This is a genomic window from Actinotalea soli, assembly GCF_017565425.1.
GTDB classification, from domain to species: domain Bacteria; phylum Actinomycetota; class Actinomycetes; order Actinomycetales; family Cellulomonadaceae; genus Actinotalea; species Actinotalea soli.
Genome location: NZ_JAGEMK010000001.1, coordinates 742733 through 763294 on the forward strand (window position 1 = coordinate 742733; position 20562 = coordinate 763294).

Sequence of the window (20562 nt, forward strand, 5' to 3'; positions counted from 1 at the left end):
ACGTCACGGAGAGTCCCACGCCGTGCCCTGGGGCGGGGTCGGGTCCGGCGCGGGGTAGGGCGCGAGCGCCGTGACCGATACGCTGGACGCCGTCCGTCGTCACCCGACCGGGTGAACGACCGCACCAGCGTGAACGGTCCGACGTCCGCGCACCGCACGCCCGCGGCGGCTCCCCGCCGCTCCTGAGGAGGTTCTTCGTGGCCGACGAGCGATCGCCCTTCCCCGTCGTCATGCGCGGGTACGACCGCGTCCAGGTCGACCAGAGGATCCAGCAGCTCGAGAAGCAGCTCACCGACGCCCGCACCCAGGTCGAGCAGCTCGACGCCAAGACCATGCAGGTGGCCGGCGAGCTGTCCGAGGCGCACCGTCAGCTCCGCGAGGCCGAGCGGCCCACCTACTCAGGGCTCGGGTCGCGCATCGAGCAGCTGCTCCGCTCGGCCGAGGAGCAGTCCTCCGACGTCGTCTCCCAGGCCAACGCGCAGGCCGCCGACGCCCTGGCCCGCGCCAAGCTCGCGGCGGGTCAGCTGCGCGCCCGGGCCGAGAACGAGGTCGCCGAGCTCCTCGCCACCACACGTCGTGAGGCCGAGGAGCTGCGGTCGACCGCCGCCTCCGAGTCCGAGAGCACCCTGACCTCCTCGCAGCGCCGGGCCGAGGAGCTGGTGAGCTCGGCGGAGCGCGAGGCCGCACGGATCCAGAGCGCCATCACCACCGAGGAGAGCGAGCGCCGCACCGGCCTCGAGCGCGAGCTCGGCACCCTCCGCGCCACCGTCGAGCGCGAGACCACCGAGCTCCGGGTCACGACCGAACGCGAGGCCGCCGAGCTGCGCACCAGGGCGCAGAACGAGACCGCCCGTCAGCGCGACGAGGCCGAGCGCTACGCCCAGGACCTGCGCGCGACGGCGGACGCCGAGACCACAGAGCTCCGGCGCCGCACCGAGAACGACGTGGCCGCGATGCGCACCGAGGCCGACGAGTACTCCGCGGCCCTGCACACCGAGGCCGACGAGTACGCCGCGCGGGTCCGGACCGAGGCAGAGACCGAGACCGCCGAGCTGCGCCGGGAGACCGAGGAGCAGGCCGCAGCGGTCCGTGCCCAGGCCAAGGAGGCCGCCGACGCCCTGCGCGCGGCCGCCGAGCGCGAGGCTCGGGCGACAGCGCAGCGGGCCGAGACGGAGGTCACCGCGCTGCGGGCCGAGGCAGACCAGTACGCGGCCTTCGTCCGGGCCACGGCCGACCGCGAGGTCGCCGAGCAGCGCTCCGTCGTGGCGGACGAGGTCAGTAGCGCCCGCGCCGCCCTGGCCCAGGAGCTCTCCGAGCTGCGGGCCGAGGCCGAGGAGTACGTCGGCGAGCTCCGAGCGACTGCTGAGCGCGAGACCACCGAGCTGCGCGAGAGCACCGAGCGGGACACCACGCACCTGCGGAGCTCGACCGAGCGCGAGGTCACCGAGCTCCGCACCACGGCCGAGCGCGAGGTGGCCGAGATGCGGACCACCGCAGCCCGCGAGGTGAACGAGCTGCGGACCACCGCCGAGCGCGAGACCACCGAGCTGCGCGAGCAGACCCGTCTCGACACCGAGCGGGTCCTCACCGAGGCGCGCCGTCGCGCGGCTGAGATGACGACCGAGGCCACCACCGAGGCCGAGGCCCGCCGCGAGGAGGTCCGACGGCTGCAGGCGGACGCCGAGGTCGACATCGCGACCCGCCGTGAGGCGGCCGAGCGGGCCGATGCCGAGCGTCACGAGGCAGCCCGCGCCGAGACCGAGCGCCTGGTCTCCGACGCCGAGGCCCACGCCACCGAGGCCGAGCAGCGGGTGGCCAACGCCCTCGAGCAGGCCGAGAAGATCCGCAAGGACGCCGACGCCCACGCCAAGGACCTGATCTCCAACGCCCGACGGAACGCCGACCGGGTGGTCGCCGAGGCCCGCGAGCACGCCGAGAAGACCCTCTCGGAGGCGATGACGGAGGCCGAGCGCGAGCGGACCACGGCTCAGCGGCAGGTCGAAGACCTCAACCGCCAGCGCGAGTCCATCACGTCCTACCTCGACGAGCTGCGCAACCTCCTCGGCCACGACCCGGTGCCCTCGCGCCTCGTGCTCGAGCGGGCCGACGACGTCGAGGCCAGGTTCGCGGCCTCGCTGCCCGAGGTCACCCCCTCCCCCGCTCCCGAGGCCGCGCAGGTCGAGGACGTCGACGGGGCCGATGACCGTGAGCCGTCCCAGGACGGGGCCCCGGTCGTGGAGGGCGCGCCCGAGGTGACCGGGAACGACTCGACGGTCGAGGACGAGGCCCTGGCCACAACCGACCCGGATGATGAGCCGTCCGAGGCAGAGCCCGAGCCAGCCGCCGGGGACCTCGACGCGGAGGACGACACAGCGGACCCGGCCGTGGTGGCTGCCCGCTCGGGCCGCGGAGACCGTGAGGCCTGAGCACCCCGGTCACGCCGAGGAGGGGCAGGCCTGGCGCGAGCAGCGCAGCGTGGCAGCGACCGAGCACGCTCGCGCGCTCGAGCGCGCCCGAGCCGCCGAGACCGCCCGGGCACGGTCCCTCCTCGAGGAGTTCGTGGCCCAGGCCGAGGCGCACGGCCCCGTCGCCGTGCCCCTCCGGGTGCGCTCCTACGACGGGCGGGTCACCTACCGCACCCCGCTGCGGGGCTGGTACCTGCGGCAGAACCGCTCGGTGGCCGTGGACACCTCCGGAGAGTTCTACGTGCTCACCGCGCCGAGCAGCCTCCTCGGTCTGCTGCGCGGCGTCACTCCCGAGCCGAGCGACCCGCCCCTGGTCCTCGGCAAGGGGGCTCGGGACGGCGAGTCCATCGACCTCGCCGATGCGCTGGCCCTCGTGCTCGCCAGCCAGCCCGGCACCGCCGGCTAGACCCTCAGGCCTGGCCGGGCACCGCAGCCCGATCGGCCCGACGCAGCAGCGTGGCCAGGGCGCTCGCGACCGGCTCAGGGCTCTCGTTGGGCGTCATGTGTCCGGCACCGCGGACGACGACGAGCTCGGCCTCGCGAAGTGCACCCACCATGTGCTCGGCCGCCGGGACCGGGCTCAGCTCGTCCTCGTCCCCTACCACCACCACCGCAGGGCCGGTGTACCCCTCCAGGACCCGCGTGCGGTCGGGGCGGTCGGCCATCGCCTCCTGCGCCCAGGCGACAGCCTCGGGCCCCTGGTCACGGATCCATCGTTCGATGCGCTCGACGAGGTCAGGCCGAGCGATCCGGTTGGTGGCACCGAGCACCGAGGTACGCATCCCGAAGACCGCGTCGACGCGCATCTCCGCGCGCACCGTCCGAGCGACCTCGAACCGCTTGGCGCGGGCACCGTCGTCGTCGGCGGTCGACTTGGTGTCGACCAGGCCGATCCCTGCCACCAGGTCCGGGTGACGCTCGAGCAGGGCCATGGCGACGTAGCCACCCATCGAGAGTCCCGCGACGACTGCCCGCTCGACCCCCTCCGCCCGCAGCACCGCCGCGACACCGTCGGCCATGACGTCGACCGACGGGGTGGCGACGTCGGCGCTCAGGGTCCTGGCGATGTCCGGACCCGTCGGCGAGGCACCGAAGCCCGGCAGGTCGGGGGCCAGCACCGTCCGGTCCCCGGCCAGGAGATCGGTGACGTCGTGCCACATGCGGTGGTCCAGCGGGAAGCCGTGCAGCAGGACGAGGGGCATCTTCTCCTGCCGTCCCTCACGCAGCGTGAACAGCCTCAGCATGCCGTCCGTCGTCATGTGCTCCTCCGTCGTCTCGGGTGCAGGCAGATGGGAGTCGGCTGCGAGCCTAGCCATGTCGAGGCCTCCTCGCCGCAGGACAAGGGTCAGCGCCGCCGACCGCGTGCCTGCCAGCAGGCGGTGTGCCAGTGCCGCCGGTCCTCGAGCCCGGCGACCGCGCCGAGCAGCGCGTCGTTGGCCCAGGCGACCACGTGGGCCGTCCCCGGCAGGATCTCCTGGCGGCATCCGGGGCAGCGGTAGGTCTTGGTCCCTGCCGGCACGGTCTGGACCGTCCACTCGCCGTCGGGGCCGCTCTCGGTCCGGCGACCGCCCAGGGCGCGGTCGACATCGAGCTCGGGGTGCGGCTCGACGCGGCGTCGACGGCTCGACCGGCGTCCTGAGGGCATGCTCCAGTGTCTCTCGGCAGGACGGGTCTCGCTGCGCGGCAGCGAGACCCGTCAGCCCCGGTCAGGTCAGGTCTGCGGCGATCTCGACCGGCGGGAGGGCGTGGGTCCGGACGAGCTCGCGGTACCAGTACGCCGAGTCCTTCCAGGTGCGCTCGAGGGTCTCGTAGTCGATCCGGACGATCCCGAAGCGTCGGTGGTACCCGTACGCCCACTCGAAGTTGTCCATGAGGGACCACACGAAGTAGCCGCGCACGTCGGCCCCGGCGTCCATGGCCTGGCCCACGGCGTCCACGTGGCGCGCCACGTAGCTGACCCGCTCGGCGTCGTGGATGCGTCCGTCGGCGGAGACCTCGTCCTCGAAGGCCGCTCCGTTCTCGGTGATCATCAGCGGCAGCCCGGGGTAGGTCTGGGCCAGCCCCGTGAGCAGCTCGGTCATGCCGCTCGGATCGATGTTCCACCCCATCGCGGTGTACGGACCGGGCTGCTCGAGGAACTCGACGGACTCGGCCGCGACCCACGGCGTGGCGGCCGAGGCTCCGTGCCCGTCCGCCATGGAGCGGACGTGGTCAGCCGTGTAGTGCCGCACCCGCTGCGTCGAGTAGTAGTTCACGCCCAGGACGTCCAGTCCCGTACGGGTGATCTCGAGGTCACCGTCCTGGACGAAGGACCAGTCGGTCACCTCGGCGGTGTCCTCGAGGAGGTCGGCGGGGTACCGGCCGTCGAGCACGGGCTCGAGGAAGCAGCGGTTGGCCAGCGCGTCGATCCGCCGTGCAGCGTCGACGTCCTCGGGCTTGCTCGGGTCGTCGGGCCGTGCGACGTGCAGGTTCAGCGTCAGGGAGAGGGTGGCCTGCTCCCCCAGCACGTCACGGACCGCGGCACCGCCGAGCCCGTGGGCGAGGTTGAGGTGGTGCACCGCGGCGAGGGCCGAGGCGGGCTCCTGACGACCCGGGGCGTGCACGCCGGAGCCGTACCCGAGATAGGCCGTGCACCACGGCTCGTTCAACGTGGTCCAGACCTTCACACGGTCGCCGAAGGCCTCGACCGCGGTGCGCGCGTAGTCGCCGAAGCGCAGGGCCGTCTCGCGCGAGGGCCAGCCGCCCGCGTCCTCGAGGGCCTGGGGCAGGTCCCAGTGGTAGAGGGTCACGACGGGGTCGATGCCGGCCGCGAGCAGGTCGTCGATCAGGCGGCTGTAGAAGTCCAGGCCCGCCTGGTTGACGGCGCCGGCCCCCGTGGGCTGGATCCGGGGCCAGGCGAGCGAGAAGCGGTAGGCGTCCAGACCCAGGCCCCGCATGATCGCGATGTCCTCGGCGGTGCGGTGGTAGTGGTCGGCAGCCACGGCCCCCGTGTGACCGTCGAGGGTTCGTCCCGGGGTCGCGGAGAAGGTGTCCCAGATCGACCTGCCCCGGCCGTCCTCGTCGACCGCCCCCTCGATCTGGTACGAGGCGGTCGCCGCCCCCCAGCGGAAGGCGGCGGGGAAGGTACGTCCGGGGTTCGGCAGAGTCGTCATGGCGCACCATCCTGCCTCGGTCGAACCGTTTCGGGGACGCGATGTCCAGGGACTGGGAGCGTGGTCATGCACTGCGGTTCACGGAGCGAGACGCTCGATGACCCAGCCCGAGCTGGGGGCCGCCTCGTCCGGGGTGGGTCTGCGGTACCGGAGCCTGTCGTGCAGCCGCGAGGTGCGCCCCTGCCACAGCTCGACGGTCTCCGGGAGGACGCGGAAGCCGCCCCAGTGCGGGGGTGTCGGCACCACGGAGCCCGGCGGGTACTGCTCGGCGAGCTCGGCGAACCGGGCCTCGAGGTGCCCTCGGTCCGGGAGCACGGCCGACTGCTCGCTCGCCCAGGCCCCCAGCTGGGAGTCGTGCGGCCGAGAGGCGAAGTACTGCTCGCTCTCGCGCCGCGGGACGGTCTCGACCTGGCCGACGACGACGACCTGCCGGTCGATCTCGAACCACGGGAACACGAGGGAGGCGCGCGGGACGGCCAGCATCTCCTGGCCCTTGCGGGACCGGTGGTTCGTGTAGAGGACGAAGCCACGGGGGTCGACGGCCTTGAGCAGCACCGTGCGCGCCGACGGCGTCCCGTCGGCGGCGACCGTGCCGAGGACCATGGCGTTGGGCTCGGTCAGGCCCGCCTCCACGGCCTCGTCGAACCACGCGTCGAACTGCACCATGGGATCGGCAGCGACATCCGTCTCGAGCAGCGCGCTGCGGGCGTAGCTGCGACGCAGGGCCGCCAGCCTCGCGCGCCGGTCGGCGGCCTCGCGCTGGCTTCCCATGATCGAGGGCTCACGGAGGTCAGCGGGGTCGGCGGGCTCGGGGACCGACGCAGGGACCATGGACAGATCCTTGCACCGTGGGTACCCGCTGCGCGCGGCGCGCCTTCCCTGCGCGCACCGCGGAGGGAGGGCTCAGAACAGACGGGCCTCGACGTCGTCCATGCCGCGCAGGGCCTCGTAGTCCAGCACGACGCACCCGATGCCACGGTCCTGCGCCAGGACCCGCGCCTGGGGCTTGATCTCCTGGGCGGCGAAGACCCCGCGGACGGGGGCCAGGTGCGGGTCACGGTTCAGGAGCTCGAGGTACCGCGTGAGCTGCTCGACACCGTCGATGTCCCCGCGTCTCTTGATCTCCACGGCCACGGAGGCGCCGGCGGCGTCCCGCGCCAGGATGTCCACCGGACCGATCGCCGTCGGGAACTCCCGCCGGACGAGGGTGTGCCCGGCACCCAGCACGTGGATCTGCTCGGCGAGCAGGGCCTGAAGGTGCGCCTCGACGCCGTCCTTGACCAGCCCGGGGTCCACTCCCAGGTCGTGGGCGGAGTCGTGGAGCACCTCGTGCAGGTCGATCTCGAGCCTGTCGTCGGACTTGGTGTGCTGGACGTGCCACACCTCGAGGACGCCTCGCTCGGCCGCCTCCGGCTCCGGGGGCCGGACCGCGAGGCTGCACGGCGGGCTCATCCAGTTCAGCGGCTTGTAGGAGCCGCCGTCGGAGTGCAGCAGGACGCTGCCGTCGGCCTTGACCAGGAGCAGGCGGGTGGCGAGGGGCAGGTGCGCCGAGAGACGCCCGGTGTAGCGGGCGGCGCAGCGCGCGACGACCAGGCGCACCTAGATCACCCTCCCCACGGGTCGAGGGCCCGCCTCGAGCCAGGACACCAGACCGGCGCAGGCAGGGGCGGACATGGTCAGCTGGAAGGTCTCCCCCTGGTGCGCGCAACGCACCAGGAGGAGCGGTTGTCCTCGGTGGTCGACCTCGGCCAGCTCGATCCTCTCGAGCAGGGTCAGCTCGGCTCGCGACCAGCTGTGCGCTGCGCGCGGGGCGAAGGAGACCTGCCGCCACCAGAGCAGACGTGAGGCGGAGTACTGCGCGATCCCCCCGACCCAGGACCCGCCGGCCTGGTCACGCAGCGAGCAGGGGAAGGAGCCCACCCGGCCCGAGAGAGTGCTCTGCCTCGACACGTAGAGCCCGACCGCGGCGAGCAGGACCAGCGCGACCGCACCGAAGGCGACCAGGGCCGTGACCAGCTCCACCGCGGGCGACCCTCAGCGCGTGGAGGCCGCGCCGGCCCCGTCCTGAGCGCTGTCGACGACCACCGTCACACGGTCGTCGTCCACAGAGAGGAAGCCGGAACCCACCTCGACGTGGCGGACGGATCCGTCGGTCGGGGTGATCCGCACGGCCCCCGGGTGCAGCACCGCGAGCACCGGGGCGTGACCGGGCAGGATACCGATCTCGCCGTCGGCGGCCGGGGCGCTGACCATACGGGCCTCGCCCGACCAGACCTTGCGGTCGGCCGCGACCAGGTCGACCTCCAGGTGTGCCACGGAGCTGCTCCTCAGGTTCGGGGACGTCGTCGACGCGAAGGCTCGCGTCAGCCGATCTCGGACTGGATGCGGGCGGCGTTCTTCTCGAGGTCCTCGAGCCCGCCGATGTTGAAGAAGGCCTGCTCGGGGATGTGGTCGAACTCGCCGTCCGCGATCTTCGTGAACGCCTCGATGGTCTCGCTCAGCGGCACGGTCGAGCCGGGAACGCTGGTGAACTGCTCGGCCATGTAGGTGTTCTGCGAGAGGAACTGCTGGATGCGGCGCGCACGGGCCACGACGATCTTGTCCTCCTCGGACAGCTCGTCGACTCCCATGATCGCGATGATGTCCTGCAGCTCCTTGTTGCGCTGGAGGATCTGCTTGACCCGCACCGCGGTGTCGTAGTGCGCCTGACCCACGTACCGCGGGTCCAGGATCCGCGAGGTCGAGGTCAGCGGGTCGACAGCGGGGTACAGCCCTCGCGAGGCGATCTCGCGGGACAGCTCCGTCGTCGCGTCGAGGTGCGCGAAGGTCGTCGCCGGAGCAGGGTCGGTGTAGTCGTCGGCCGGGACGTAGATCGCCTGCAGCGAGGTGATCGAGTGCCCGCGGGTCGAGGTGATGCGCTCCTGCAGCTGGCCCATCTCGTCGGCGAGGTTCGGCTGGTAGCCCACGGCCGAGGGCATCCGGCCCAGCAGGGTCGACACCTCCGAGCCCGCCTGCGTGAACCGGAAGATGTTGTCGATGAAGAGCAGCACGTCCTGCTTCTGCACGTCACGGAAGTACTCCGCCATCGTGAGCGCGGACAGGGCCACCCGCAGACGCGTGCCCGGCGGCTCGTCCATCTGACCGAAGACGAGGGCCGTCTGCTTGATGACCCCCGAGTCGGTCATCTCCTCGATGAGGTCGTTCCCCTCGCGGGTCCGCTCGCCCACGCCTGCGAACACCGAGACACCGTTGTGGTTGTTCGCGACGCGGTAGATCATCTCCTGGATCAGGACCGTCTTGCCGACACCGGCGCCACCGAAGAGGCCGATCTTGCCACCCTGGACGTACGGGGTGAGCAGGTCGATGACCTTGATCCCCGTCTCGAACATCGAGGTCTTCGACTCGAGCTGGTCGAAGGCCGGGGGCTTGCGGTGGATCGGCCAGCGCTCGGTGATCTCGAGCTTCTCCCCCTCCTTGAGGTTGAGGACCTCGCCGGTCACGTCGAAGACGTGACCCTTGGTGACGTCGCCGACCGGGACGCTGATCGGCTCGCCGGTGTCGGTGACGACCGCACCGCGGACGAGCCCGTCGGTGGGCTTGAGGGCGATGGCGCGGACCATCGAGTCGCCCAGGTGCTGGGCCACCTCGAGGCCGAGGGTGAAGGAGCTCTCGCCCTCGCCCTGGGCCGAGAGGTCGATGTCGACCTTGAGTGCGTTGTAGATCTCCGGGAGCGCATCGGCCGGGAACTCGATGTCGACGACCGGGCCGATCACCCGGGCGACCCGGCCCGTGCCGGTCCCGCCCTGGGGCTGGGCCGCGGCGTCGGTGGTGGTGGCAGTCATGTCTCTCTCGCTTCGCTCGACCGGAGCGGGCTCCGGTGGGTTGGTGCGGTCTGCTGGTCTGTTCAGGGGATCAGGACGAGGCGGCCAGCGCGTCGGCGCCGGACACGATCTCGCTGATCTCCTGGGTGATCTCGGCCTGGCGGGCCTGGTTGGCCAACCGGGTGTACATGCGGATGAGGTCCTCGGCGTTCTCCGTGGCGGTGTGCATCGCGCGCTGACGCGAGGCCAGCTCGGAGGCTGCGGCCTGGAGGAGGCAGCTGAAGATGCGGCTCTGGATGTACCTCGGCAGGAGCGAGTCCAGGACCACCTCGGGCGAGGGCTCGAACTCGTACAGCGGCACGGCGTCGTGCTCGGTGGCCACGCCCTCGACCACCTCGAGCGGGAGCATCCGGATCACGCGCGGGGTCTGCGTGACCATGTTGACGAACTGCGTGTAGACCACGTGCAGCTCGCCGACCCCACCCTCGGACGCATCGGCGAGGAACGCCTCGAGCAGCGTCTCGGAGATCTCGTCCGCGGTCTCGACCGTCGGTGCGTCCGAGGCGCCCGTCCACTGCGCGACGATCTCGCGGTGCCGGAACGTGAAGTACGAGACCGCACGGCGCCCGGTCACGTAGAGCGCGATCTCCTTGCCCTCGGCCGTGAGCTGCTCGATCAGCCGCTCCCCCTCGCGGATGACCGACGCCGAGTACGCCCCGGCCATGCCCCGGTCGGAGGTCACCAGGAGCACGGCGACACGCTGGGTGTCATGGCGCTCCGTGGTCAGCGGGTGGTCGATGTCGGCGTGGGTGGCCACCGCCGACACGGCCTGCGTGATGGCCCGCGAGTACGGCGAGGCCGCCGTCACACGGGCACGCGCCTTGCTGATGCGCGAGGCAGCCATGAGCTCCATCGCGCGGAAGATCTTCTTCAGCGACTGGGTCGACTTGATCCGCTGCCGGTAGACGCGCTGCTGGCCTGCCACGCTCAGCCCCGCTTCTGCTTGACGATCTGCTCCTGCTCGACCTCGGCCTCGGCACCGTCGGCTGCGGTGGCCTCGGTGCTCAGCTCGGCGCTCTCACCGACGACGAAGGTCGCGGCGAACTCGTCGATCGCTCGACCGAGCTCGGCCTCGGTGTCGTCCGAGAGCTGTCCCGTCTCCGTGATCGTCGTCAGGACAGAGGAGTTGCGACGCAGGTGGTCGAGCATCTCGGTCTCGAAGCGACGGACCTCGCTGAGCGGGACCTTGTCGAGCTTGCCCTTGGTACCTGCCCAGATCGAGGCGACCTGGTCCGCGACCGGGTAGGGCGAGTACTGGGGCTGCTTGAGCAGCTCCATGAGACGAGCACCCCGGGTGAGCTGCTGCCGCGAGGCCGCATCGAGGTCGGAGGCGAACATCGCGAAGGCCTCGAGGGACCGGTACTGCGCGAGGTCGATCTTGAGCGTCCCGGAGACCTTCTTCATGGCCTTGACCTGCGCCGAACCACCGACGCGGGAGACCGAGATGCCGACGTCGACCGCAGGACGCTGGTCGGCGTTGAAGAGGTCCGACTGGAGGAAGATCTGCCCATCGGTGATCGAGATGACGTTGGTCGGGATGTAGGCCGAGACGTCGTTGGCCTTGGTCTCGATCATCGGCAGCCCGGTCATCGATCCGGCACCCAGCTCGTCGCTCAGCTTGGCGCAACGCTCGAGCAGGCGGGAGTGCAGGTAGAAGACGTCGCCCGGGTAGGCCTCACGGCCCGGCGGGCGGCGGAGCAGCAGCGAGACGGCACGGTAGGCCTCAGCCTGCTTCGACAGGTCGTCGAAGATCACCAGGACGTGCTTGCCCTGGTACATCCAGTGCTGGCCGATGGCCGAGCCGGTGTAGGGGGCGAGGTACTTGAAGCCGGCGGGGTCCGAGGCGGGGGCCGCGACGATGGTCGTGTACTCGAGCGCACCGGCCTCCTCGAGGGCGCCACGCACCGAGGCGATGGTCGAGCCCTTCTGGCCGATCGCCACGTAGATGCAGCGGACCTGCTTCTGCGGGTCGCCGGACTCCCAGTTGGCCTTCTGGTTGATGATCGTGTCGATCGCGATCGCCGTCTTGCCGGTCTGGCGGTCGCCGATGATGAGCTGGCGCTGACCGCGCCCGATCGGGATCATCGCGTCGATCGCCTTCAGACCCGTCTGCAGCGGCTCGTGCACGCTCTTGCGAGCCATCACGCCCGGGGCCTGGAGCTCGAGGGCCCGGCGACCGTCCGTGGCGATCTCACCCAGACCGTCGATCGCGGTGCCGAGCGGGTCCACGACGCGGCCGAGGTAACCATCCCCGACGGGGACCGAGAGGACCTCTCCGGTACGCCGGACGACCTGCCCCTCCTCGATGCCGGTGAACTCACCGAGGACGACGACGCCGATCTCGCGGACGTCGAGGTTGAGGGCGAGGCCGAGCGTGCCGTCCTCGAACTCGAGGAGCTCGTTGGCCATCGCGCCCGGGAGGCCCTCGACCTGCGCGATGCCGTCTCCGGCGAGCGTGACCCGCCCGACCTCCTCGCGCACGGCTCCCTGCGGCTCGTAGGACTTCACGAAGCTGTCCAGAGCAGCCCGGATCTCCTCGGGCTTGATCGTCAGCTCAGCCATGGGTCTCTCTCCTGTCGTGGCAGCACCACCGGTGCTGTCCTCATCGTCTGCTCGAGCCTCGCTGGGCGGGCTCGGTGGTGTGTGGGGCGGGCTAGCCGGCCAGCCGGCGTCGGGCGTCGTCGAGGCGTGCCAGGACGGTCGAGTCGACGACCTCCGAGCCGACCTGGATCCGCATCCCGCCGATCACGGCGGGGTCTACGGAGAGGTTGAGCTGCACAGGACGACCGTACGCCTGCTCGAGAAGGCCCGTCAGACGGGCCTCCTGCGCCTTCGTCAGCGTCGTCGCGACCGAGACGGCAGCGACGAGGCGTTCCCGGCGCGCCGCCGCGAGCCGACCGACCAGGCCCAACGAGGCGCTGACGCTGCGACCGCGGGGCGCACGGGCGACCCTCTCGACCAGCTGGAGGGTGAAGGCATGGACCTTGCCCTCCAGCACCGTGCGCACCAGCCGGGCACGCTGCCCGGCGTCCGCGCCGCGGGCCGTGAGGGCCTGCCGGAGCTCACGCTGGCCGACGAGCATGCGGTCGAGGCGGAAGAGCTCGTCCTCCACCTGGGCCAGGGCCCCCGCGTGCTCGGCCGCGGCCAGCACGGCGTCCAGCCCCAGGTGCTCGACCGCGGTCACCAGGTCAGCCTCGGCCGACCAGCGTGCCCGGGCCAGCCCGGCCACGACCTCGGTGACCCGCCCGTCGACCTTGCCGCCGAGCAGGCCCGTCACCAGGGCAGCCTTGTCGTCCCCGGACCGTGCGGGATCGCTCAGCGCTCGGCGCAGCGACCCGGACGAGTCCAGGGCGTCCACGAGGGCGAAGAGCTGCTCCCCGATCACGGCCGCGTCGGGGCCCGCCTGGGCGAGGACCGGCTCGAAGAGCCCGGCGACCTGGTCCAGCGACGCCTGACCGGTGCCCCGCATCAGCGCTGGTCCGCCGTGCTCGCCTCGAGCTCGTCGAGGAAGCGGTCGATGACCCGCGACTGGCGCGCCGAGTCCGCGAGGGACTCACCCACGATCCGTGAGGCCAGGTCGGTCGCGAGAGCACCCACCTCGGTCCGCAGGGACTGGGAGGCCTGCTGCCGCTCGGCCTCGATCTGACGCTGAGCGTTCTCGAGGATGCGCGCGGCGTCCTCCGAGGCCTTGGTCCGCAGCTCGGCGACGATCGCGCTGCCCTCGGCCCGGGCGGCCTCACGGATGCGACCGGCCTCGGCACGGGCCTCGGCGAGCTGGCGCGTGTACTCCGCCAGCGCCTCCTGAGCCTCGGCCTGGGCCGACTCCGCCTTCGCGATGCCGCCCTGGATGAGCTCGGTGCGCTCGTCGAGGATCTTCGTGAAGGTCGGCAGGACCTTCTTCCAGAAGAGCAGAGCGATGGCCACCAGAGCAACCGCAGACCACAGGATGTCGTAGTCCGGCGGGATGAACAGCCAGATGCCCGTGGGGACCTCGCCCTCCCCCGCAGCGATCACGGTGGCCTTGATCACGCGAACACCAGGCCCGCAACCAGGCCGATGAGTCCGAGGGCCTCGACGAGGGCCATACCGATGAACATGTTGATGCGGAGCTGACCGGCGACCTCAGGCTGACGTGCCGTGGCCTCCTGGGTCTTGGCGACGAGGATGCCGATGCCGATGCCGGGGCCCAGCGTGGCGAGGCCGTAGCCGATCGTCGCGACGTTGCCGGTCACCTGGGCGAGAGTGGTGCTGTCCACTGTGTTTCCTTCCATGTCCCCTGCGCCGGGAGCGCAGGGCGTTTGTCACGTCGGTCGAGCAGCGGCCGCAGGAGCGACCGGCGGGTGGATCAGTGCGCCTCCTGCGAGAGGTTGATGTAGACCGCAGTCAGCAGGGTGAAGATGTAGGCCTGCAGGGCCGAGATGAAGATCTCGAAGACCGTGAAGGCGATGGCAGCGCCGAGGGTGATGACGCCGACGCCCTTGAGCGCTCCGCCCGCCTCGAGGAACAGCCAGTGCGTCATCCCGAAGAAGAGCACGAGGAGCAGGTGCCCCGCGAGCATGTTGGCCATCAGACGGATGGTCAGGGTGGCCGGCCGCAGGACGAAGGTCGAGAGCAGCTCGATGGGGGCCAGGATGATGTAGATGGGCCACGGCACCCCCGAGGGGAAGAGCGTGGTGCGCAGGTAGCCGAACGCTCCGTGCGCCTTGATCCCCGCGTAGATGAAGGCCACGAAGGAGGCCACCGCGAGGAGCAGAGGCACCGCGACGACGCTCGTCGAGGCGATGTTGAGGAACGGGATCACCCCGGTGATGTTGAGCGCGAAGATCGCGAAGAACATCGTCGTGAGGAGCGGGATGAAGGGCCGGGCGTGCTGCTTGCCGAGGATCTCCTCGGCGATGTTGACCCGGACGAAGTCCAGGCCCATCTCCGCGATGTTCTGGGCCCGGCCAGGCACCAGACGTGCGCGGTTGGTCACGACCCAGAAGATCGCCACGAGAGCAGCGGTCGCGACGAGCCGGACCAGAGTCATCCGGTTGAACTCGAAGACCGTGCCCTCGAAGAAGATCGGTGCTGGGAAGAACTCGCCCATCGAGGGGATGGGGAAGCCGCCGTCCTCACCAGACGCGGCGAGCAAGTGGTTCGTCGCTGCGGTGATCAGAGCGCACTCCCCGAGATAGGCCGACCCTGCGGCGCGCACAAGTCAGCACGCCATCGGACCGAGTGTTGGTGGATCGCGGAAATCGTAACGCATCGGGACAGCCCTTCCGGACGCCCGTCCAGGAGCCGGTGGGCGCCCGGCGCGAGGGACCTAGGTCCCGCACCGGCCCGCCGGTGCTCAGCGGCCAGCACCGTCCCCCGCACCAGGCTCGGTGTACGGCACCCGCATGCCGGCGACCGCGCGGTAGTCGAGGAGCACCGCGCCGAGCACACCGACCAGGACCGCGACGAGGAAGGTCCCCCGGTCGTAGAAGTCCATGTCTCGGAGCAGCCCGAAGGCGATGATGAGCAGCAGCATCTTGGTGATCCACGTCCCCACCAGGGCCCCGCTCGCCGCCGTGACCGAGCTCCGGGCGGTCAGGAGCATCGCGAGCACCGTGCTGCCCGAGAAGACGAGGGTGACGGCCGCTGCCAGCAACGCGCCCCAGAGACCGGCGGTGCCGCTCACGAGGTAGCCCACGACCGCTCCGACGACGGTGACCACGCCCACGAGCACGAGCACGTCGCGCAGGGCCCGTCGGAACGCGTCACGCACCGCACTCGGGGGGCGTACGGGCCCGTCACCGGTCGACGGGTGCTCCGGACCGGTGCCTGGCGTCGGTGCGGGGGTGGTCATCGGAGGCTCCTCGGCTGGTGGGGGTCGTGCGCAGGACGTGGCCCCGCAGGGGGCCCAGGGTCAGGACGAGGGCGATGGCAGCCCCGATGCCGAGCGCCCACAGGGCGCTCGACGTGCTCCAGACAGCCAGGGAGGCCGTACCGAAGGCGACGACCGCCGTCCAGAGGTACATGATCACCACGGCGCGGCGGTGCGAGTGGCCCAGCTGGAGCAGCCGGTGGTGCAGGTGGCGCCGGTCCGGGTGGAACGGGGACCTCCCGGCGCCGACGCGGCGGATCACAGCCAGGCCCATGTCCATCAACGGGAGCACGAGCACCGCGAGGGGCAGCACGATCGGCAGGAAGGCAGGGATGCTCTGACGGTCCGAGACGACCGCGGAGTCGATCTGACCCGTGACGATGATGCCGGCCGAGGCGATGGTCAGCCCGATGAGCATCGAGCCCGAGTCGCCCATGAAGATGCGCGCGGGATGGACGTTGTGCGGCAGGAAGCCCAGACAAGCACCGACCAGGACGGCGACCACCACGCTCGCGACGTTCGAGTAGTCGGTCGACGAGGCGTCCCGCGACAGCAGGTAGGTGTACACGAAGAAGCCGGTGCCACCGATCGCGATCAGGCCGGCCGCGAGCCCGTCGAGCCCGTCGACGAAGTTGACCGCGTTGATCGCGACGACCACCACCAGCACCGTCGCGACCAGGGAGAGCTGGGCGCTGCCGATGGTCCGCCCGGCGATGGGCACAGAGACCAGCTGCACCCCCCCGAGCCAGGCCATGAGACCGACGACGAGCACCTGGCCGATGAGCTTGGTGAACCAGTCGAGGTCCCAGATGTCGTCAGCGGCCCCGAGCAGGCACACCATGGCTGCGCCTCCCAGCACCGCCCAGGCGGTCGGCTGGCTGAAGACCCCTTCGAGGAAGGGCATGCGCGAGGCGATCACCATCGCCACCGCCATGCCGAGCAGCATCGCCACTCCCCCCATCCGGGGGGTCGGGATCGCGTGCACGTCGCGCTCCCGCACGGCGGTGATCGCGCCCGAGCGCAGCGCCAGCCACCGTGCGAGGGGGGTGGTGAGGTACGTGACCGCCGCCGCGACGAGCATGACCAGCAGGTAGACCCTCAAGCCGGGGCCTCGCCCTCGGTCACGGGGGCGACCTCGCGCAGCTCCTCGAGGCTCACCGCCCCTGCACGGACGATCCGGAGCCCCGCAGTCGCGTCCACGATGGTGGAGGCGACCCCTCCGGGAGCCGGTCCGGCCTCGAGGTAGACCTGGACGCTGTCGCCCAGCTGGTCACGAGCCTCCTCGGCCGTCGTGCCTGCCGGCCGGCCGGTCCGGTTGGCGCTCGAGACCGCGAGCGGACCGGTCCTGCGCAGCAGGGCCAGCGCAGCCGGGTGGTCGGGCATCCGGACCGCGACGGTGCCACGCGTCTCGCCGAGGTCCCACGCCAACGAGGGCTGCGCCTGGCAGATCACGGTGAGCCCGCCGGGCCAGAACGCCTCGACCAGCGCCCGCGCGCCGTCCGGCACATCGGTGCACAGGCCGTCCAGGGTGCGCACGTCGGCGACGAGCACGGGGGGTGGCATCTGGCGGCCGCGGCCCTTGGCCGCCAGCAGGGCCGCGACGGCCTCGGGGGCGAACGCGTCCGCCCCGATCCCGTAGACCGTGTCCGTCGGGAGCACCACGAGACCACCCCGTCCGAGGGCGTTCACGGCCTCGTCGAGGGCGGGACCCCAGGTCCCCGGGTCGCTGCAGTCCAGCACGCTGCTCACGGCCGCGAGTCTTTCACGTCCGCGCCCCGGTCCCGACGTCGCCGTGCCACGACCATGCGATCACGGCCGGCGAGGTCCGGCATGGTCCGCACGTCGACGAGGGCCGAGGTCGCGGCGGCTGCCTCGCGCAGCGCTGCCGCCTGCACCTCGGCGTGCTCCATGACGAGGAGCCCACCCGGGCGCAGCAGCCTGATCGCGGTCGTCATGACGCCCCGCGGCACCTCGAGCCCGTCGAGACCGCCGCCGTAGAGGGCGAGGTCGGGGTCGTGGTCGCGGACCTCGGGCTCGGTCGGCACCGCGTCGGGCGGGATGTACGGCGGGTTCGACACCACGACGTCCACCGCACCGTCGAGATCCGCCAGCACGTCGGACGCGGTCGCGTCACCCTGCTCGAGGCGGATCGGCGGCAGACCGCTCGCGGCGTGGTTGCGACGCGTCAGATCCACGGCCTCGGCAGAGAGGTCCACCGCCGTGACCGTGGCGCCGGGGACCTCGAGGGCCACCGACAGGGCGATGCCCCCCGCGCCGCAGCACAGGTCGACCACCGCAGGGCTCTCGCCTCGCCGGACCAGGAGCTGCGCCTCGTCGATCGCGACCTGCGCCACGCTCTCCGTCTCGGGGCGCGGGACGAAGACACCAGCTTCGACCGCGAGGACCAGGTGGCGGAAGCCCGTCGTCCCGACGATGTGCTGCAGGGGCTCACGCCGCCGCCGCCGCTCGACCAGCTCCGCGTAGGTGCCGGCGAAGCCCGCGGGCACTGGAGGAGGCAGCACGAGGTCGAGACGGTCGACGCCCAGCGCACGGGCCGCCAGCGCAGCCGCGTCGTGCGCGGGTGAGGGCACCCCCGCCTCCTCGAGCACGCGGGCGGCCCCGCGCACGAGGTCGCGCAGGGCGGGGGCGCGCAGGTCGGGCGAGGTCACGGCAGTCCGCCGGCCTGCGCCAGACGGGCCGCCTCGTCAGCCTCGATCGCCGAGCGCAGGACGGGGTCGAGATCCCCGGACAGGACCTGGTCCAGGTTGTACGCCTTGTACCCGGTGCGGTGGTCGGCGATGCGGTTCTCGGGGAAGTTGTAGGTCCGGATGCGCTCGGAGCGGTCCACCGTGCGCACCTGCGAACGACGCAGGTCCGAGGCAGCGGCAGCGGCCTCCTCCTGCTGGACGGCGAGCAGCCGGGCCCGCAGGATGCGCAGGGCCTGCTCCTTGTTCTGCAGCTGGGACTTCTCGTTCTGGCACGAGACGACCAGGCCGCTGGGAAGGTGGGTGATGCGGACGGCCGAGTCCGTGGTGTTCACGGACTGACCACCAGGGCCCGAGGAGCGGTACACGTCGATGCGCAGGTCGTTCGGGTCGATCGCGACCTCGGCGGCGTCCTCGACCTCGGGGAGGACCACCACCCCGGCGGCCGAGGTGTGGATCCGGCCCTGGGACTCGGTCACCGGCACGCGCTGGACCCGGTGCACGCCGCCCTCGTACTTCAGGTGCGCCCACACGCCCTCGGCCGGGTCCTGGACCGCCCCGCGGGCCTTGATCGCCAGGGTGACGTCCTTGTAACCGCCCAGGTCGGACTGCGTCCCCTCGAGGACCTCGCCCCGCCATCCCCGGCGCTCGGCGTAGCGCTGGTACATGCGCAGGAGGTCGGCCGCGAAGAGGGCCGACTCCTCGCCCCCCTCCCCCGCGCGGATCTCGAGCAGCACGTCGCGCGCGTCGTCGGGGTCCTGGGGCACCAGGACGCGACGCAGGCGGTCCGTCGCCAGCGTCGCCGCCGCCTCGAGGTCGGGCAGCTCCTCGGCGAAGGCCTCGTCCTGCTGGGCGAGCTCGGCCGCTGCGGTGGCGTCCCCGCTCGCGCGCCGCCACTCCTCGTAGGCCGCGACGACCCGCCCGAGCTCGGCGTACCGCCGCCCGAGCCGCCTCGCCCGGGCCGCGTCGGCGTGCACCTCGGGGTCGGCGAGGGCGGCCTCGATCTCGGCGTGCTCACCGAGCAGCGGCGCGACGGCGTCGAAGACCTCGCTCACCGGCTGCTCCCCTCTTCCCGCGTCGGATCAGACCCCAGGCACGACGACGCCGGCGGGTGCGGCGCGCCGCCCGTCCCGAAGGAGGGGCGGGCCGTCAACCCCGCCGGCGTCGTGGGTGCTACTTGGCGTCCGACTTGCCGTAGCGAGCCTGGAACCGGGCCACGCGGCCACCGGTGTCGAGGATCTTCTGCTTGCCCGTGTAGAACGGGTGGCACGCGGCGCACACGTCAGCGCGGATCTCGCCCGAGGGCGAGGTGCTGCGCGTCGTGAAGGTGTTGCCGCAGGTGCAGGTCACCGTCGTCTCGACGTACGAGGGGTGGATGTCGCTCTTCACAGTCGTTCTCCTATCGACGGGTCCCCGGGTCGCAGGCGCTGATCGCCTCCGTGAACCGCAGACCAAGGGGTCAGTCTGCCAGAACGCAGGCGACTGCCGAAATCATCCCTCGACCGCGTCGTCGTCCTCGTCGTCGAGCCCGACCGTTCCCAGACCCGGGACGCCGGCCCCGGACGGCCCCCTCCCCTGCCCTACGGTGATCGCGTGGCGAGCTGGGTCGAGGTGGCGGACGGGGTCCTGGTGCTCCGGCACGCGCCGGGCGCGATCGACGTGACCTCCACCGCTGTCCTCGGGCCTACCGGGGTGGTCGTCGTGGACACGCTCGGCACCCCGGCCGTGGCCTCGCGCGCGCACGCCCGCCTTCTCGCCCGCACCGGTCTGCCCGTGGTCGGGATCGTGCACACCCACGCGCACCACGACCACACCTTCGGGGCCACCTCCTTCGCCACCCCGGAGCACGGCCGCGCGACGACGTACGCCCACCACCGCTTCGCCGAGCACCTCGAGCGGCACGAAGAGGCCGAGCTGGCCGCCGGACGAGCCGGCGATTTGGCCCTCGACGACCCCACGGCCTGGGACGACGTCACCCTCGTGGGGCCGGACGTCCCCGTCACGGGCACGACGACGATCCGCCCCGCCGGTCGCGAGCTCGTGCTGCACCCCTTGCCGACCGCCCACACGACCTGCGACCTCGTGGTCCACGTGCCCGACGCGGCGACCTGGGTCGTGGGCGACGTGGTCGAGGAGTCCGCCGCGCCGAGCTTCGAGGTCGACAGCGACCCGGTCGGCTGGGCAGCTGTCGTCACCGCCCTCGCGGCGCAGATGGAGCCCCGGGCCGTCGTCGTGCCTGGGCACGGAGCCTGCGTGGACCCAGGGTTCGTCGCGGCCCAAGGACGTGAGCTCACCGCGCTCGCCGCCGCCCTCGAGGACTGCCGGCTCAGGGGGGTCGGTGCCGGGCCCTCGATCGCCAGCCTCCGGGAGGCGACCGGCTGGCACGCCGGGACCCTGCGTGCCGCCGCGCGCGCCTTCTGGTCCGCCGCGGACGGCCCCGTCGCGCCCCCATGACCTGAGCCGGCGCCCGGTCCGGGACGACGGACGCCCCCGCACCGAGGTGCGGGG

General features: G+C 72.0%; 23 protein-coding genes. 3 read left to right on the forward strand and 20 right to left on the reverse strand.

Annotated elements, in window-relative coordinates:
* Positions 1-197: 197 nt before the first annotated feature.
* Together J4G33_RS03395 and J4G33_RS03400 are read left to right on the forward strand one after the other, a co-directional pair.
* Positions 198-2426 carry a coiled-coil domain-containing protein gene (locus tag J4G33_RS03395; protein ID WP_208054458.1) on the forward strand — a complete coding sequence of 743 codons (2229 nt, stop codon included), beginning with the start codon at positions 198-200 and terminating at the stop codon, positions 2424-2426.
* Positions 2416-2871, forward strand: coding sequence for a hypothetical protein (locus tag J4G33_RS03400; RefSeq protein WP_243758375.1), 456 nt, complete (start codon positions 2416-2418; stop codon positions 2869-2871). The genes J4G33_RS03395 and J4G33_RS03400 overlap by 11 nt, the downstream gene beginning before the upstream one ends.
* Positions 2872-2875: 4 nt before the next feature.
* On the opposite strand, the gene J4G33_RS03405 is transcribed toward J4G33_RS03400, so the two are convergent.
* The 20 genes from J4G33_RS03405 to rpmE all read right to left on the reverse strand — a co-directional run bounded on the left by J4G33_RS03405 (position 2876) and on the right by rpmE (position 19443).
* Entirely contained in the window at positions 2876-3781 is a 906-nt protein-coding gene (locus J4G33_RS03405) for an alpha/beta fold hydrolase (protein WP_243758376.1), read from the reverse strand.
* Between the two features lie 29 nt (positions 3782-3810).
* On the reverse strand, positions 3811-4110 hold the full coding sequence (locus tag J4G33_RS03410) for an Rv1322 family protein (protein ID WP_208054459.1): 300 nt from the start codon (positions 4108-4110) through the stop codon (positions 3811-3813).
* 61 nt (positions 4111-4171) lie between these two features.
* Positions 4172-5617, reverse strand: coding sequence for a GH1 family beta-glucosidase (locus tag J4G33_RS03415; RefSeq protein WP_208054460.1), 1446 nt, complete (start codon positions 5615-5617; stop codon positions 4172-4174).
* 78 nt (positions 5618-5695) lie between these two features.
* Positions 5696-6448, reverse strand: coding sequence for a pyridoxamine 5'-phosphate oxidase (gene pdxH / locus J4G33_RS03420; protein ID WP_243758377.1), 753 nt, complete (start codon positions 6446-6448; stop codon positions 5696-5698).
* 72 nt (positions 6449-6520) lie between these two features.
* Positions 6521-7216, reverse strand: coding sequence for an endonuclease NucS (nucS, locus tag J4G33_RS03425; protein ID WP_208054461.1), 696 nt, complete (start codon positions 7214-7216; stop codon positions 6521-6523).
* The gene (locus tag J4G33_RS03430) at positions 7217-7639 is read right to left on the reverse strand and encodes a DUF2550 family protein (RefSeq protein WP_208054462.1); all 423 of its coding nucleotides are present in this window, start codon (positions 7637-7639) and stop codon (positions 7217-7219) included. It abuts the gene before it with no gap.
* Between the two features lie 12 nt (positions 7640-7651).
* The gene (locus J4G33_RS03435) at positions 7652-7933 is read right to left on the reverse strand and encodes a F0F1 ATP synthase subunit epsilon (RefSeq protein WP_208054463.1); all 282 of its coding nucleotides are present in this window, start codon (positions 7931-7933) and stop codon (positions 7652-7654) included.
* Between the two features lie 47 nt (positions 7934-7980).
* Positions 7981-9459: a F0F1 ATP synthase subunit beta gene (gene atpD, locus J4G33_RS03440; protein ID WP_208054464.1), complete on the reverse strand. Its 1479-nt coding sequence runs from the start codon at positions 9457-9459 to the stop codon at positions 7981-7983.
* 70 nt (positions 9460-9529) lie between these two features.
* A complete protein-coding gene (locus tag J4G33_RS03445) occupies positions 9530-10423 on the reverse strand; it encodes a F0F1 ATP synthase subunit gamma (RefSeq protein WP_208054465.1) in 894 nt (297 codons plus the stop codon).
* A gap of 2 nt (positions 10424-10425) precedes the next feature.
* Complete coding sequence (atpA, locus tag J4G33_RS03450) at positions 10426-12060, reverse strand: F0F1 ATP synthase subunit alpha (protein WP_208054466.1); 1635 nt, start codon at positions 12058-12060, stop codon at positions 10426-10428.
* A gap of 91 nt (positions 12061-12151) precedes the next feature.
* On the reverse strand, positions 12152-12967 hold the full coding sequence (locus J4G33_RS03455; protein ID WP_208054467.1) for a F0F1 ATP synthase subunit delta: 816 nt from the start codon (positions 12965-12967) through the stop codon (positions 12152-12154).
* On the reverse strand, positions 12967-13527 hold the full coding sequence (locus tag J4G33_RS03460; protein ID WP_208054468.1) for a F0F1 ATP synthase subunit B: 561 nt from the start codon (positions 13525-13527) through the stop codon (positions 12967-12969). The genes J4G33_RS03455 and J4G33_RS03460 overlap by 1 nt, the downstream gene beginning before the upstream one ends.
* Positions 13524-13754: an ATP synthase F0 subunit C gene (atpE, locus tag J4G33_RS03465; RefSeq protein WP_307793704.1), complete on the reverse strand. Its 231-nt coding sequence runs from the start codon at positions 13752-13754 to the stop codon at positions 13524-13526. Before atpE ends, J4G33_RS03460 begins: the two co-directional genes overlap by 4 nt.
* 89 nt (positions 13755-13843) lie before the next feature.
* A complete protein-coding gene (atpB, locus tag J4G33_RS03470; protein WP_208054470.1) occupies positions 13844-14587 on the reverse strand; it encodes a F0F1 ATP synthase subunit A in 744 nt (247 codons plus the stop codon).
* Positions 14588-14833: 246 nt separating this feature from the next.
* Positions 14834-15331 (reverse strand): Cg1360 family ATP-synthase-associated protein, encoded by a 498-nt coding sequence (locus J4G33_RS03475; RefSeq protein ID WP_243758378.1) that lies wholly within the window; start codon positions 15329-15331, stop codon positions 14834-14836.
* Entirely contained in the window at positions 15276-16451 is a 1176-nt protein-coding gene (locus J4G33_RS03480; RefSeq protein WP_208054471.1) for a glycosyltransferase family 4 protein, read from the reverse strand. The genes J4G33_RS03475 and J4G33_RS03480 overlap by 56 nt, the downstream gene beginning before the upstream one ends.
* Positions 16448-17098: an L-threonylcarbamoyladenylate synthase gene (locus J4G33_RS03485; protein ID WP_208054472.1), complete on the reverse strand. Its 651-nt coding sequence runs from the start codon at positions 17096-17098 to the stop codon at positions 16448-16450. Before J4G33_RS03485 ends, J4G33_RS03480 begins: the two co-directional genes overlap by 4 nt.
* Positions 17095-18018, reverse strand: a complete 924-nt coding sequence (prmC, locus tag J4G33_RS03490) for a peptide chain release factor N(5)-glutamine methyltransferase (RefSeq protein WP_307793705.1) — start codon at positions 18016-18018, stop codon at positions 17095-17097. The genes J4G33_RS03485 and prmC overlap by 4 nt, the downstream gene beginning before the upstream one ends.
* Positions 18015-19109 (reverse strand): peptide chain release factor 1, encoded by a 1095-nt coding sequence (gene prfA, locus J4G33_RS03495; protein ID WP_208054473.1) that lies wholly within the window; start codon positions 19107-19109, stop codon positions 18015-18017. Before prfA ends, prmC begins: the two co-directional genes overlap by 4 nt.
* Before the next feature lie 118 nt (positions 19110-19227).
* Entirely contained in the window at positions 19228-19443 is a 216-nt protein-coding gene (gene rpmE / locus J4G33_RS03500) for a 50S ribosomal protein L31 (protein WP_208054474.1), read from the reverse strand.
* Positions 19444-19647: 204 nt separating this feature from the next.
* Here rpmE and J4G33_RS03505 point away from each other — a divergent pair, with 204 nt between their 5' ends.
* The gene (locus tag J4G33_RS03505; RefSeq protein WP_208054475.1) at positions 19648-20508 is read left to right on the forward strand and encodes an MBL fold metallo-hydrolase; all 861 of its coding nucleotides are present in this window, start codon (positions 19648-19650) and stop codon (positions 20506-20508) included.
* The last annotated feature ends 54 nt before the right edge of the window (positions 20509-20562 follow it).